Raw genomic sequence first — 14,028 nt, 5'->3', positions numbered from 1 at the left:
ACCAATGTGCCCGTTCCTTCAGGACCCAACAGTGTGTCCGACCAGTCCCGGCCTTCTCGACGCCCGTTCCCACTCCCGTTCTCCCCGAAGGAAGACGGGCGGTACTAGCGCGCAGACGACCAGGCCTGGTCGAGTAGCCAGTGCTCCACTAGTGAGCTGTCACCCCACCACACGCTCGGTGGTGACGGGTGAGAGTGCTCCTTAGAAAGGAGGTGATCCAGCCGCACCTTCCGGTACGGCTACCTTGTTACGACTTCGTCCCAATCGCCAGCCCCACCTTCGACCGCTCCCCCCAGCAAGCTGGTTGGGCCACGGGCTTCGGGTGTTGCCGACTTTCGTGACGTGACGGGCGGTGTGTACAAGGCCCGGGAACGTATTCACCGCAGCATTGCTGATCTGCGATTACTAGCGACTCCGACTTCATGGGGTCGAGTTGCAGACCCCAATCCGAACTGAGACCGGCTTTTAGGGATTCGCTCCACCTCACGGTATCGCAACCCTCTGTACCGGCCATTGTAGCATGTTTGCAGCCCAAGACATAAGGGGCATGATGACTTGACGTCATCCCCACCTTCCTCCGAGTTGACCCCGGCAGTCCCCCATGAGTCCCCAACCACCCGAAGGTGTTGCTGGCAACATGGAGCAAGGGTTGCGCTCGTTGCGGGACTTAACCCAACATCTCACGACACGAGCTGACGACAGCCATGCACCACCTGTCACCCAGCCCAAAAGGGAAGCCCCATCTCTGGAGCGGTCCGGGTGATGTCAAACCTTGGTAAGGTTCTTCGCGTTGCGTCGAATTAAGCAACATGCTCCGCCGCTTGTGCGGGCCCCCGTCAATTCCTTTGAGTTTTAGCCTTGCGGCCGTACTCCCCAGGCGGGGCGCTTAATGCGTTAGCTCCGGCACGGAACCCGTGGAAGGGTCCCACACCTAGCGCCCAACGTTTACAGCGTGGACTACCAGGGTATCTAATCCTGTTCGCTCCCCACGCTTTCGCTCCTCAGCGTCAGGTAAGGCCCAGCAAGCCGCCTTCGCCACCGGTGTTCCTCCTGATATCTGCGCATTTCACCGCTACACCAGGAATTCCACTTGCCCCTACCTACCTCTAGCCGGCCCGTATCCACCGCAGACCCGCAGTTAAGCTGCGGGCTTTCACGGCAGACGCGACCAGCCACCTACGAGCTCTTTACGCCCAATAATTCCGGACAACGCTTGCGCCCTACGTATTACCGCGGCTGCTGGCACGTAGTTAGCCGGCGCTTCTTCTGCAGGTACACGTCAACTTCGTCCCTGCTGAAAGAGGTTTACAACCCGAAGGCCGTCATCCCCCACGCGGCGTCGCTGCGTCAGGCTTCCGCCCATTGCGCAATATTCCCCACTGCTGCCTCCCGTAGGAGTCTGGGCCGTGTCTCAGTCCCAGTGTGGCCGGTCGCCCTCTCAGGCCGGCTACCCGTCGTCGCCTTGGTAGGCCACTACCCCACCAACAAGCTGATAGGCCGCGAGCCCATCCCCAACCGAAAAACTTTCCACCACCATCCGATGCCGGAGGCGGTCATATCCGGTATTAGACCCAGTTTCCCGGGCTTATCCCAGAGTCAGGGGCAGGTTGCTCACGTGTTACTCACCCGTTCGCCGCTCGAGTACCCCGAAGGGCCTTTCCGCTCGACTTGCATGTGTTAAGCACGCCGCCAGCGTTCGTCCTGAGCCAGGATCAAACTCTCCAAACAATGTCTGCGTAATACAGCTTGTCCGGATGAATCATCCAAGCAAGAATCCGTCAAAAATGACGGGGTCATACATGTGTGATGCACATGCACTGGCTTTTAACACACTGTTGAGTTCTCAAGAAACGGACGCGTACTTCCTCACCGGAATCCCTTGCGGGCCCCGCCTCGGAGGCGTTTCGTTTCGTCTTCGTTGTGTCTTAATTCTTTCAGCCGTTCAAGTCTCTGTCAAATTGACCGGACTTGCTCGACCTGCTGGAATTAATCCGCGCCCCGTTTCCGGGGCAACCCCTCTAACTTACCAGGCCATCGACCGCCTAGCGAATCGATCACCGAACAGGTGAGTCTCAAGGGATTACCGGCACTGGCGACACAACACACACCAAAGTCATCTGAGTGATGAAGGAGGGTTGCGCCGCACCGCGTCGGCTTCTAAAGATTAGCAGCGCCTCCACGCTGCTCGTGCCGATTCGCCTGTCTCTCCGGCCACAGAACGATCACGGCCGAACATAGACTCCCCACGTGAGCAGCAACATGCCGCCTGTGGCGAAGAAGATCCCGGCCGAGCGCACGCATCACGGCGACACCTTCATCGACGAGTACGCCTGGCTGGCGAACAAGGACGACCCCGACACCACTGCCTATCTGGAGGCGGAGAACGCGTTTCTCAAGGAGCAGACCGCTCATCTGACGGACCTCCAGGAGCAGGTGTTCCAGGAGATCAAGGGGCGCACCCAGGAGACCGACCTGTCGGTGCCGAGCCGCAAGGGTGCCTGGTGGTACTTCAGCCGCACCGAGGAGGGCAAGCAGTACGCCGTCTCGTGCCGCGTCCCCGCCGACAGCGACGCGCCCCCGCTGATCACCCCCGGCGAGCGCCTCGACCTGGAGCAGGTGGTCCTCGACGGCAACGAACTGGCGGGCGACAGCCCCTTCTTCTCCGTCGGCACCAGCGCGGTCAGCCCCGACGGGACGATGCTGGCCTTCTCCACCGACTTCAAGGGCGACGAGCGCTTCACCCTGCGCTTCAAGAACCTGGAGACGGGCGAGGTGCTGCCCGACGAGATCGTCGACATCTTCTACGGCGGCGCCTGGTCGCCCGACGGCTCGGCGTTCTTCTACACGCGGGTGGACGACGCCTGGCGCCCCTACCAGGTCTACCGGCACACCCTCGGCACCCAGGAGGACGTCCTGGTGTACGAGGAGGCCGACGAGCGTTACTGGGTGGGCATCGGGCTGACCCGCAGCGAGCGCTACCTGGTGCTGGCCGCCGGCAGCAAGATCACCAGCGAGGTCCGCATCCTCGACTCGGCCGACCACTCCGGTGAGTTCAAGGTCGTCCGGCCGCGTACGACCGGCGTGGAGTACAGCGTCGAGCACGCCGGCGACTTCTTCTACATCCTCCACAACGAGAACGCCGAGAACTTCGAGCTGGCCACGGCGCCGCTCGACGCCCCCGGCACGTGGACGCCGCTGATCCCCCACCGGGAGGACACCCGGCTGCTGGGCATCGACGCCTTCGCCGACCACGCGGTGGTGTACTTCCGCCGCGACGGGCTGACCGGGCTGCGGGTGCTGCCGTACCCGGACGGCGGGCAGGGCTGGCGCGAGCGCGCCGAGGCGGCCGAGCGGAACGCGTACGAGATCGACTTCCCCGAGCCGCTGTACGACGTCGGCCCGGCCGGCAACCCCGAGTTCACGACGACGCGGCTGCGGCTGACGTACACGAGCATGGTGACGCCGCCCAGCGTGTACGACTACGAGCTCGACACCCACGAGCTGATCCTGCTGAAGCGGCGGCCGGTGCTGGGCGGCTACGACCCGGCCGAGTACGAGCAGTTCCGCGAGTGGGCCACGGCGGAGGACGGCACGCGGGTGCCGATCTCGATCGTCAAGCGGAAGGACGCGGCCAGGCCGGCGCCGACCCTGCTCTACGGCTACGGCAGCTACGAGACCTCGATCGACCCGGGCTTCTCGGTGCCGCGGCTGTCGCTGCTGGACCGCGGGTTCGTCTTCGCGGTCGCGCACGTGCGGGGCGGCGGCGAGATGGGCCGCCGCTGGTACGAGGACGGCAAGCTGACCAGGAAGCGCAACACGTTCACGGACTTCGTGGCGGCGGCCAGGCACATGAAGGCGTCCGGCTGGAGTGAGCGGATCATCGCGCGGGGCGGCTCCGCGGGCGGCCTGCTGATGGGCGCGGTGACGAACCTGGCGCCGGAGGAGTTCGCCGGCGTGGTGGCCGAGGTGCCGTTCGTGGACGCGCTCAACACGATCCTCGATCCGTCGCTGCCGCTGACGGTGATCGAGTGGGACGAGTGGGGCGACCCGCTGCACGACCCCGACGTGTACGCCTACATGAAGAGCTACACGCCGTACGAGAACGTGGACGGGCGGGCGTACCCGCCGGTTCTGGCGATCACCAGCCTCAACGACACGCGCGTCCTCTACCACGAGCCGGCCAAGTGGATCGCCCGGCTGCGGGCGAGCGCCCAGGGCGGCCCGTTCCTGCTGAAGACGGAGATGGGGGCCGGTCACGGCGGGCGCAGCGGGCGCTACGACGCCTGGCGCGAGGAGGCGTTCGCGCTCTCCTGGATCATCGAGAGGGGCACGGCATGAGTTATCAGGCGGACGAGGAGCGTTACGAGCGGCAGCCGTACAACCGGAGCGGGCGCAGCGGGCTGAGGCTGCCGGCGGTGTCGCTCGGCCTGTGGCACAACTTCGGCGACGACCGGCCGGTCGAGAACTCGCGGGCGATCCTGCGGCGGGCGTTCGACCTCGGGGTGACGCACTTCGACCTGGCCAACAACTACGGGGTGCCGTACGGCTCCGCGGAGCGCACCTTCGGCCGGATCCTGCGCGAGGACTTCCTCCCCTACCGGGACGAGCTGGTCATCTCAACCAAGGCCGGATACGACATGTGGCCCGGCCCGTACGGCGAGTGGGGCTCGCGGAAATATCTGCTGGCGAGCCTCGACCAGTCGCTCGGCCGGATGGGCCTCGACTACGTGGACATCTTCTACAGCCACCGTCCCGACCCGGACACGCCGCTGGAGGAGACCATGGGGGCGCTGGACCGGGCGGTGCGCTCGGGCAAGGCGCTGTACGCGGGCATCTCCAACTACTCGCCCGAGCAGACCGCGCAGGCGGCGCGGATCATGCGCGAGCTGGGCACGCCGCTGCTCATCCACCAGCCGTCGTACTCGATGATCAACCGGTGGATCGAGGACGGGCTGCTGGACACGCTGGAGGAGGCGGGCATGGGCTGCATCGTGTTCTCGCCGCTGGCGCAGGGGGTGCTGACCGACCGCTACCTGAAGGGGGTGCCGGCGGACTCGCGGGCGGCCACCAGCCGGTTCCTCACCCCGGACCGGATCGAAAGGGAGCTCGCCCGCGACCTCGACGAGATCGCCCGCGGGCGGGGTCAGACGCTGGCGCAGATGGCGCTGTCGTGGACGCTCAGGGACCCGCGGGTGACGAGTGTGCTCATCGGCGCGAGCAGCGTCGGGCAGCTTGAGGACAACGTGGCGTGTGTGGACGGTCCCGCCTTCACCGAGGACGAGCTGGAGGCGATTGACAAAATCACAGGGCCTCGTGCCGCTGGAGGTAGGTGAAGGAGGCCCAGCCGGGCAGCACCGGCAGCCAGAACGTGAGCAGCCGGTGCAGCAGCACGGCCGAGGTCGCGAGCTCGGCCGGCAGCCCGGCCACGGTGAGGCCCAGGGCCAGCGCGCCCTCGACCGCGCCCAGCCCGCCGGGTGTGGGCGCGGCCGAGCCGATGGCGTTGGCCGTGAGGTAGACGACGGCGACGGCGGTGAAGCTGAGGTTGCCGCCGAACGCCGCCACGCAGGCGTCCAGGCACACCACGAACGCCATCGTGATCATCAGGGTGCCGGTGCACGCCTCGATCATCTTGCGCGGCGACTGGAGCACGTCGAGCAGGCGCGGCAGCACGTTGCTGAACAGCCGGCGCATCCGCGAGGTGATCAGCCGGCGCAACGGCGGCACGCCCAGCACCCCCACGACCGCCACCGCCACGGCCAGCAGCGCCAGCACCAGGCCGCGCGACGGGGTGAAGGACGTCGCGGTGTTGGAGCCGGTGATGTAGGCGAACAGCAGCAGCAGCGCGATGTGGAAGACCAGCATGATGAGCTGGGAGGCGCCGACGCTGGCGACCGCGCTGCCCGGCGGGATGCCGCGCTTCTGCAGGTAGCGGGTGTTGATCGCGACGCCGCCGACGGCCGCGGGCGCGACCAGCTTGACGAACGAGGACGCGAACTGCACCAGCACGGTCCGCCAGAGCGGCAGCGGCTCGGGCACGAAGCCGCGCAGCATGAGCGCGGCGGCCACGAAGCTGACGAACGAGGCCGCGAGCGCCAGGATCGACCAGGCCCAGTTGGCCGTGGTGACCACCTCGTAGATGTTCACCTGGCTGAGCTGGGAGAGCAGGAAGTAGGCGGCGAGCGCGCTGGCGATGATGGTGACGAGCGTGCGCGGGCGGAAGCGTTCGAGGCGGACCTCCTCGACCTTGCTCTGCGGCTTGAGCGCGACGATCTGCTCGCGGATGCCGGGCAGGATCTGCTTGGCCTTGCCGACGGCCGCGCGGGTCTCCCTGGTGAGCGCGATGCGCTGGAGCAGCGGCATGGCGGCGGCGAGCGCGTCGGGGCCCATCACGGCGGCCGCGGCGCGTACGGAGCGCTCGGGGCCGACGCGCAGCGCGAGGTAGGTGAGGAGCTGGGCGACGTCGAGGCGCAGCAGCAGGTCGCCGGCGGCGATCTCGCCGCTGCGCGCGTCGGTGAGCACGACCCGGCCGGCCCGGTCGAGGTGGATGCCGTCGCCGGTGAGGCGGCGGTGGGCGAGGCGCTGGATCTGCAGCAGTTCGACCTGTTCCCAGATCTGGTGCAGCAGGGCGTCGTCGATCTCGTTGTCGGGGACCTCGTCGAGTGGCCGGGTCTCGATGTGCTCGTAGGCGAGCAGGGCGGCCTCGGTGCCGATCTCGCTGGTGCCGAGCAGGCGCGGGGTGCTGGCGCCCGCGGCCTGGCCGGCGTACGCCATGAGGGCCTCGCGCTCCAGCTCGGCGCGGAGTGAGCGGATGGCGCGGCGGCGGGTCTCGGAGTTGAGCCTGATGCGCCGCCACAGCCGGTACGGGAGCCCCGCCACCTGCCGGTCGCGGTCGAGGACGGTGACGTCGAGGCTGGTGCCGTCCTTGAGCCCGACGGCGTAGCGGCGGCTGCCCTGGTGGTCGTCCTCGATGCGGCGGGCGGAGACGACCTGGAACGACAGCTTGCGGAGCGCGGCCACCACGGCGCTGCCCGGCGGCCGGGTGTTGGGGCTGCCGACGCCGTAGAGGGTGGCGTAGCCGATGGCCATGCCGACGAGGACGGTGACGATGGCGCTGGGGATCGTGATCTGGCGGCCGGAGAAGAAGGCGAGGATGTAGAGCGCGATCGTGGTCCACATCAGCATCCGCCAGGTGGGGCGGCGGGAGATGCGGACCGCGGTGGTGTAGGCGACGACCGAGGTGAGCAGGGTGTTCAGCGGCTCGATGTCGCGGTTGCCGGTGAGCAGCACGCGCAGGTCCTCGACGTTGCCGCCGACCAGCCACTGCCCGAGCAGGAACGAGCCGGCCATGCCGACGATGGCGGCGATGAGCCCTTCGGCGACGCGCAGGCCGTCGCGGTGGAAGACCCGTTCGACGGCGAACGCCGTGGGCACGACGAGCACGGCGGCGCCGCCGAGGAAGGCCGCGACGCGGCTCAGCAGCGGGACGAGCTCGGCGCCCTCCTTGACGTCGGCCTCCAGGCCGATGAGGGTCTGCTTGGCGACCAGGGCGAGCAGGACGACCGCGCCGAGGACGACGAGCGTGGCGATGAAGCGCAGCAGGTCGGAGGGACGGCGCAGGCGCTGCGGCAGCAGCGGCTCTACGACGTAGACGTCGCTGTCCGCGCGTGGCTCGCCCACGGCCGGATCCCCCTCCGTGAGGTCCTCCGTGTCATCTCGTTCCCTGATTTCGGCCACCGTCAGCGATTCTGCACCTTCCCGGCAGGACCGTGAGATCTCTGGGTCGCAGTGTCCCCGTTTCGCAATGCGGACGGGGCGCCTGCCGTCCCCATCGGGCAGCCTACGTCCGCGCAGGCAGGCTACACGGTGGAGCTCCAGCAGTTCACCTCTCGGCGCCCCGCGTAGGCTGTCTCCTATGTCGGGCGAATTGAGGGTTCTGGGGGCATGTCCGCTGGACTGCCCGGACACCTGTTCCTGGGTGGTCACCGTGAACGACGGCCAGGCCGTCAAACTGCGCGGCAACCCCGACCAGCCCTACACCAGGGGCGCGCTGTGCGTGAAGGTCAACCGCTACCTGGAGCACACGCAGGCGCCCGACCGCATTCTTCACCCGATGCGCCGGGTCGGCCCGAAGGGTTCGGGACGGTTCGAGCGGATCTCGTGGGACGAGGCCCTGGAGGAGATCGCCACCCGGCTGCGCGCGATCGTCGACGAGCACGGCGGCGAGGCCATCTGGCCCTACCTCGGCACCGGCACGCTCGGCTATCTGCAGGGCTGCGAGGGCGTGGCGGGCCGGCGGTTCTGGAACGTGCTGGGCGCGTCCAAGCACTGGCTCAACATCTGCTCGGCGGCCGGCAGCAGCGGCCTCTACCGCGCGAACGGCACCGCGGGCGGCATGGACCCGGAGAACTTCGCGCTCTCCAAGCTGATCCTGCTCTGGGGCACCAACACGCTGACCAGCGGCCACCACCTGTGGAAGTTCATCCAGGACGCCCGCGCGAACGGCGCCCACGTGGTCGCCATCGACCCGATCCGCACCAGGACCGCCGACCAGGCCGACGAATATCTCGCCATCCGGCCGGGCACGGACGCGGCGCTCGCGCTCGGGCTGCTCAACGTGGTGCTGGCCGAGAACGCGCAGGACGAGGCGTACCTGGCCGAGCACACCGAGGGCTGGGCCGGCTTCCGTGAGGAGATTCTGGCCCACCCGGTGGAGAAGGTGAGCGAGATCACCGGCATCCCGGCGGCCGACATCCACAGGCTGGGGACGCGGCTGGCGCACACCCGCCCGACCGCCATCCGGGCCACGATGGGCATCCAGCGGCACGCGGGCGGCGGCGCGGCCATGCGGACGATCGGCGCGATCCCGTCCGTCACGGGCGACTGGCGGCATCCGGGGGGCGGGGTGGCGTACTCGACCAGCGGGCACGTCCACCTCGACATCGACAAACGTGACGACCTGTTGCCCAAGCCGGTGCGCACGCTGGTCATGACGAAGCTCGCCTCGCAGCTCGACGACGTGAAGTGCCTGTGGGTGTACGCGGCCAACCCGCTCGGGTCCACGCCCGACGCCAACGCCATCAGGCGGCAGCTCGCCCGCGAGGACCTGTTCACGGTCGTCATGGAGCAGTTCCCGACGGACACCGTGGACTACGCCGACATCGTGCTGCCGGCCACCATGCAGACCGAGCACCATGACCTGCACGCCGGCTACGGGCACCTCTACCTGCTGTGGAACGAGGCCGCGGTGGAGCCGCCGGGCGAGTGCCTGTCGACGACCGAGACGTTCCGGCGGCTGGCCCGGCACATGGGGCTCACCGAGCCGTCGCTCTACGACTCGGACCTGGAGCTGGCCGAGCAGTTGCTGTCCAGCGGGCATCCGTCGCTGGAGGGCGTCACGCTCGACCGGCTGCGCAAGGAGGGCTGGGTGCGGATGAACTATCCCAAGCCGTTCACGCCCTTCGCCGACGGGTTCCCGACGCGGTCGGGCCGGATGCGTTTCCCCCGGCCCGGGGAGGCGTACGTGCCGTCGCACGCCACGCTGGCGGCGGACGGCTCGCCGTACCGGCTGACGCTGGTGACGCCGGCCTCGCACACGTTCCTCAACACGACGTTCGGCAACAACGCCGAGCTGCGGCGGCGGGCCAAGGACCCGGTGGTGCTGATCAACGCGGCCGACGCGGCGGCGCGCGGGCTGGCGGACGGCCAGCGCGTACGGGTCCACAACGACGGCGGCGAGTTCCTGGCCGACGTGGAGATCAGCGACCGGGTGGCCCCCGGGGTCGTGGCCTCGCCCAAGGGCCGCTGGCCGAAGCTGAGCCCCGGCGGCTCGAACCCGAACGCGGTGGTGGCCGAGCGGGACGGCGACATGGGCAAGGGGCCGGGCTTCCACGACAACCTGGTCGAGGTCAGCCCTTGTGCCGGTTCATGAACGTCTCGACGGTGCTCAGGACCTGATCGGCGTACGGGCTGGAGAGCAGCTGGGAGGCGTGCAGGCTCTCGCCCGGGATGACGAGTGCCTGGGCGTCGGGGGCCTTGGTGGCGGCGGCGCGGGCGGCGTCGAGCGAGGCGCGCCCGCCGTAGTCGTCGTGCTCGCTGCCGATCTGGAGCAGCGGGACGGTCAGCTTCGCCGCGTCCTCGGCGGCGATCTCGCCTGACAGCGCAACCACGCCGGCGATCTTCTCCGGGCCGAGCCGCAGCGCGGCGGGGACGGCGGTGGTGGCGCCGATCGAGCCGCCGACCAGGAACACGCGGCCGACGCCCTTCTCCTTGGCCAGGCGTTTCGCCATGGCGACGGTGGTTTCCTCGGGGGCGGCGGCGGTTCTCGCGTAGAGGAGCACGCGGTAGCCGGCGGCGACCAGGCGGTCGGAGAGCGGGCGCCAGGAGCAGACGTTGCCGCGGCGCTCGTAGGTGATGACGACGCCGGTGGAGCCGGTGCCGGTGATCACGCCGGGGAGGCCGCCGTCGTACTCGAAGATCTTGCCGTCGGCCTCGGTGAAGCAGCCGGAGACGTTGGGGCCGGTGGGCGGCGGGCTGCTGCTGGGGGCGGCGCTGGTCGCGCTGGTCGCGGGGGTCGCCGGGGCGGGGGCCGCCCCCGTGCCGCCCCCGCCGTCACTTCCGCAGGCGGCCGACGCGGCCAGCATGGTCACGAGTCCGACAGCGTTCAGCAGTTTCCGCACGACCGCCCACCTCCAATGCCGCACACTATGTCAGAACTGACATAGTGGGAAGCACCTTATCCTTGGGGCCACGATGACCTCAACACTGGGATTCGCGATCCTCGCCGTGCTGGCCCGCGGCGAGCGCACCGGATACGACCTCGCCGCCGCCATGCGCACCCCGGTCGGCTACTTCTGGACGGCCGGCCACAGCCAGATCCACGCCGAGCTGCAGAAGCTGCGCGCCGGAGGGCTGGTGGGCTTCGAGGCCGAGCACGGCCCCGGCCCGCAGGGCAAGAAGGTCTACCATCTGACCGCCGACGGCCTGGCGGAGCTGCGGGCGTGGGTGACCGAGCCGCCGCGGGCCCGGCCGGAGCGCGACGAACTGGTGCTGAAGACGTACGCGTCGTGGCTGGCCGAGCCGGGGCTGCTGCGGAGGCTGTTCGCCGACCAGCTCGCGATGCACGAGGAGCGGCTGGCGGACTACGAGCGGGAGGAGGCGGCCTTCGGCGGCCCGCCCCCGCCCGGCGATCCCCGGTTCGGCAACTACGCGACGCTCTGGTGCGGGCTCGGCTACGAGCGGCACCGCGTCGAGTGGTGCAGGTGGATGCTGGAGCGGCTCAGCTCAGCTGGAGCTTGAAGCCCTCGTGGGAGGCGGCGAAGCCGAGCGAGCCGTAGAAGCGGTGCGCGTCGGTGCGGGTCTTGTCCGAGGTGAGCTGCACCATGGCGCAGCCGCGTTCGCGGGCGCGGTCCACGGCCCAGCCGATCATCCGGCGGCCGAGCCCCTGGCCGCGGAGCGATGCGTGCACCCGTACGGCCTCGATCTGGCAGCGTTCGGCCCCGAGGCGGGAGAGCCCGGCCAGGTACGTGAGCTGCATCGTGCCCACCACCTCGCCGCCCTGCTCGGCGACGATGAGCTCGTCGTGGGGGTCGGCGTCGACGCGGTCGAAGGCCGCGAGGTAACGCGGGTCGCCGGGGTCGCCCTCGCGCCGGGCGCCGAGGGGGTCGTCGGCCAGCATCGCGACGATGGCGGGCACGTCGTCGCGGCGGGCCGTACGGAAGGTGATGTCTGTTACGTGCGGTTGGTGCATGTTTCGCATCATGTCAGGGACGGCTCAGGGCTTCTCCCCCGGCAGTTGAGTCCGGGAACGGCACGACGCCCTCGATCCGGATTCGCGGCTCGGCGGTGTTCTCCAACACGGTCACCCGCACCCGCAGCAGCTCGACCACCTCGGCCCGCTCCTCCGAGGTCATGTCTGCCAGGCGGCTGCTGGCACGCTCGGCCAGCTCGATCAGCGCCCTCATGCGCTCCGACGCTCCGTTGGCGTCCTCCGTTCGGGCCACCAGCTCCGCCCGACGCCTCCGCAGCTCGGCCATCTCGTCGCGGATGCGGTCAGTCGCGGCCTTGACCACCTCAGCCGGGACGCCCTGCCTCAGGTACTCGGCGACGTCATACACGAGGCTGCGCTCCAGCTTGGCCAAGTGGGTCGTGATCTGCTCCAGCTCGTCGCGCTCTGCCTCCACCTGGTCGGCTCGGCTGGCGTAGTAGTCGGCGGCCAGCCGCATCAGCCGCTCGGGCTTCCCGAGCAGGTCACGCACCTCTGCCCACACCCGCGCCTCGATCGTGTCGGCAGTCAGGTTCACGCAGCCGCACTTGGGCGCACCCACCGAGTTGTATCGCCGCTTCCGGCACCGGTAGATGCGCCTGGTCGTGCGGCTCATCACCACCCCGCCGTACGGCTCCCCACACGGCGACACCATGCGCCCCTGGTTGAGCAGGTACGGGCGAGCCTGGGTCGAGTGGCGGGTGCGTCGGCTCAGCGCCTCTTGCAGGGCCAGCCACCGCTCCTCGGTGACGATCGGCTCCACCTGAATCTTGATGGGGTCGCCGTATTTGCCCTTGCCGGAGCTGCCCCAGTTCAGTTCACCGAGCATCCCCCTGCCCCTGAGCATGTCCCTCAGGTTGTCCTGATGCCAGGGGTTGCCGTTCCTCTGGCGGTAGCCCTCGGCGTTGAGTCGCAGGGCGGCTTGCCCTCGGGTCAGCCCCTCGTCCACAACCCAGCCGACCACCAGCCGCACCATGTGCACCTCGGCCTCGTTGTGAACCACCCGGTTGCTCCTGCCTTGACCCTCCAGCCGGTAACCGTACGGCAGGGCGCTCGGGCTCGCGGGCCACCCGCCTGCCCTGGCCTTGGCGTGCTGCCCCTTGGCCATCTGCTCCACCACCGAATCGCGGTCAAGCTCGGCCAGCCCCAGGAACTGGAGTCTGAGGAACCTGCCCTGCGGGGTCGTGGTGTCGATGTTCAGCTCGGTCACCGCCAGTCCCACACCGAGCTCCTCAAGCTCGAAGCTGATGTTGAGCCCGATCCGCGCATTGCGGGCGAACCGCTTCCAGTTCATGACCACCACCACGTCGAACGCCCTGGCGGCTGCGTGCTTCATGAGCTGTGACCACTCGGGCCTGTCGGCCTTCGTCCCGGTGAACCCCTCCTCCCGGTAGACCTGCACGACGGACCACCCGCGCTCCTCGGCGTATCGCCGACAGATGCGCACCTGGTCGTCAAGGCTGGTGTTGTCGGTCTGGTCCTCGGTCGAGACCCGCGCGTAGACAGCTGCCCTCATGTTTTGCCTCCTCGGATAGGGCTGGACCCCCTTGCCGGGTGTGGCTCGGGGGTCCCGTAGTGGGGTGGGGGTCAGGCGGAAACCTTCTCGTCGCCGCTCCGCGCAGCCGCGCGAGCCGCCTTGGCCTGGGCTCGGGCCACCGCCCTGTCGCCGCGCTCCTTGAACCGCTTGGCCTGGTTGTCGAGCATCGTCGCGAGCTTGTTCTTGAGCGCCTCGCTCGCCTTGCCCGCCTCGGCCAGGGCCTTGGCTCGGGTCAGCTCCCTGGCCTCCACCCGCTTGGCGAGCTGGCTGCACATCCGGGCGTCGTGTCCGGGGCGGAACTTGCCCTTGCTGTTCTCGCCGCAGCCGCACAGGCAGGGGGTCGGCTCGACGGTCTTCTTGGCGGGCTTGGCGGGGGCGGTGGTCTTGGCCATTTCAGATCTCCTTGCGAGCGGTGAGGGTGAACATCGAGTGGTTGGAGTCGAGCCGGATGAACCCGAACGAATTCAGCATTCCGGCGAATTCAGCGGGCAGCTCAACGAGCCATTCGCCGCCGATTACGTCGCCCGCCTCGAATGGAGGGCAGTAGCCGAATAGTGCGGAGAGGGCTTCTCTTGCCCCGTCGATCCGCTGCACCGGGATGTTATTGCCACCCCAGGAGAGCCGGACCCGCGCCTTTTCTGTCATATGAAAATCGAAACATTCCGGAATTACCGCGCACAATTTGCCGGCGGTTATGCGCTGGGCCACACACCGCCCGTGCCGCCCTGGA

Annotated in this window: 10 protein-coding genes and 1 rRNA gene; 4 read left to right on the top strand and 7 right to left on the bottom strand. The window is 68.7% G+C overall.

Annotation, left to right across the window (positions count from 1 at the left end; translation table 11 throughout):
- Nucleotides 1–205 precede the first annotated feature (205 nt).
- Nucleotides 206–1,728 (bottom strand): 16S ribosomal RNA (locus SMD20_RS34145).
- A 519-nt stretch (nucleotides 1,729–2,247) separates the two neighbouring features.
- Between SMD20_RS34145 and SMD20_RS34140 the strand changes: the two genes are divergently transcribed.
- A complete protein-coding gene (locus SMD20_RS34140) occupies nucleotides 2,248–4,338 on the top strand; it encodes a S9 family peptidase (protein WP_329589215.1) in 2,091 nt (696 codons plus the stop codon).
- Nucleotides 4,335–5,333 carry an L-glyceraldehyde 3-phosphate reductase gene (gene mgrA / locus SMD20_RS34135; protein WP_329589213.1) on the top strand — a complete coding sequence of 333 codons (999 nt, stop codon included), beginning with the start codon at nucleotides 4,335–4,337 and terminating at the stop codon, nucleotides 5,331–5,333. Before SMD20_RS34140 ends, mgrA begins: the two co-directional genes overlap by 4 nt.
- Here mgrA and SMD20_RS34130 read toward each other — a convergent pair.
- Entirely contained in the window at nucleotides 5,302–7,677 is a 2,376-nt protein-coding gene (locus SMD20_RS34130; RefSeq protein ID WP_329589211.1) for a lysylphosphatidylglycerol synthase transmembrane domain-containing protein, read from the bottom strand. The two genes, mgrA and SMD20_RS34130, sit on opposite strands and share 32 nt — an antisense overlap.
- A 235-nt stretch (nucleotides 7,678–7,912) precedes the next feature.
- Between SMD20_RS34130 and SMD20_RS34125 the strand changes: the two genes are divergently transcribed.
- Nucleotides 7,913–9,928, top strand: a complete 2,016-nt coding sequence (locus tag SMD20_RS34125) for a molybdopterin-containing oxidoreductase family protein (protein ID WP_329589209.1) — start codon at nucleotides 7,913–7,915, stop codon at nucleotides 9,926–9,928.
- On the opposite strand, the gene SMD20_RS34120 is transcribed toward SMD20_RS34125, so the two are convergent.
- On the bottom strand, nucleotides 9,906–10,676 hold the full coding sequence (locus SMD20_RS34120) for an alpha/beta fold hydrolase (protein ID WP_329589207.1): 771 nt from the start codon (nucleotides 10,674–10,676) through the stop codon (nucleotides 9,906–9,908). The genes SMD20_RS34125 and SMD20_RS34120 overlap by 23 nt on opposite strands.
- 73 nt (nucleotides 10,677–10,749) lie before the next feature.
- Here SMD20_RS34120 and SMD20_RS34115 point away from each other — a divergent pair, with 73 nt between their 5' ends.
- Nucleotides 10,750–11,295, top strand: a complete 546-nt coding sequence (locus tag SMD20_RS34115) for a PadR family transcriptional regulator (protein ID WP_329589206.1) — start codon at nucleotides 10,750–10,752, stop codon at nucleotides 11,293–11,295.
- Here SMD20_RS34115 and SMD20_RS34110 read toward each other — a convergent pair.
- The 4 genes from SMD20_RS34110 to SMD20_RS34095 all read right to left on the bottom strand — a co-directional run bounded on the left by SMD20_RS34110 (nucleotide 11,276) and on the right by SMD20_RS34095 (nucleotide 13,943).
- Complete coding sequence (locus SMD20_RS34110; protein ID WP_329589204.1) at nucleotides 11,276–11,746, bottom strand: GNAT family N-acetyltransferase; 471 nt, start codon at nucleotides 11,744–11,746, stop codon at nucleotides 11,276–11,278. The two genes, SMD20_RS34115 and SMD20_RS34110, sit on opposite strands and share 20 nt — an antisense overlap.
- A gap of 13 nt (nucleotides 11,747–11,759) precedes the next feature.
- Nucleotides 11,760–13,277 carry a recombinase family protein gene (locus SMD20_RS34105; RefSeq protein WP_329589202.1) on the bottom strand — a complete coding sequence of 506 codons (1,518 nt, stop codon included), beginning with the start codon at nucleotides 13,275–13,277 and terminating at the stop codon, nucleotides 11,760–11,762.
- A 71-nt stretch (nucleotides 13,278–13,348) separates the two neighbouring features.
- Nucleotides 13,349–13,690, bottom strand: coding sequence for a hypothetical protein (locus SMD20_RS34100; RefSeq protein ID WP_329589201.1), 342 nt, complete (start codon nucleotides 13,688–13,690; stop codon nucleotides 13,349–13,351).
- 1 nt (nucleotide 13,691) lies between these two features.
- Nucleotides 13,692–13,943 carry a hypothetical protein gene (locus tag SMD20_RS34095; RefSeq protein WP_329589200.1) on the bottom strand — a complete coding sequence of 84 codons (252 nt, stop codon included), beginning with the start codon at nucleotides 13,941–13,943 and terminating at the stop codon, nucleotides 13,692–13,694.
- Between the last annotated feature and the right edge of the window lie 85 nt (nucleotides 13,944–14,028).

The organism is Nonomuraea sp. LP-02 (genome assembly GCF_036289125.1).
In the GTDB taxonomy this organism is placed as follows: Bacteria; Actinomycetota; Actinomycetes; order Streptosporangiales; family Streptosporangiaceae; genus Nonomuraea; species Nonomuraea bangladeshensis.
This window is presented reverse-complemented; position numbering and strand designations above follow the sequence as displayed.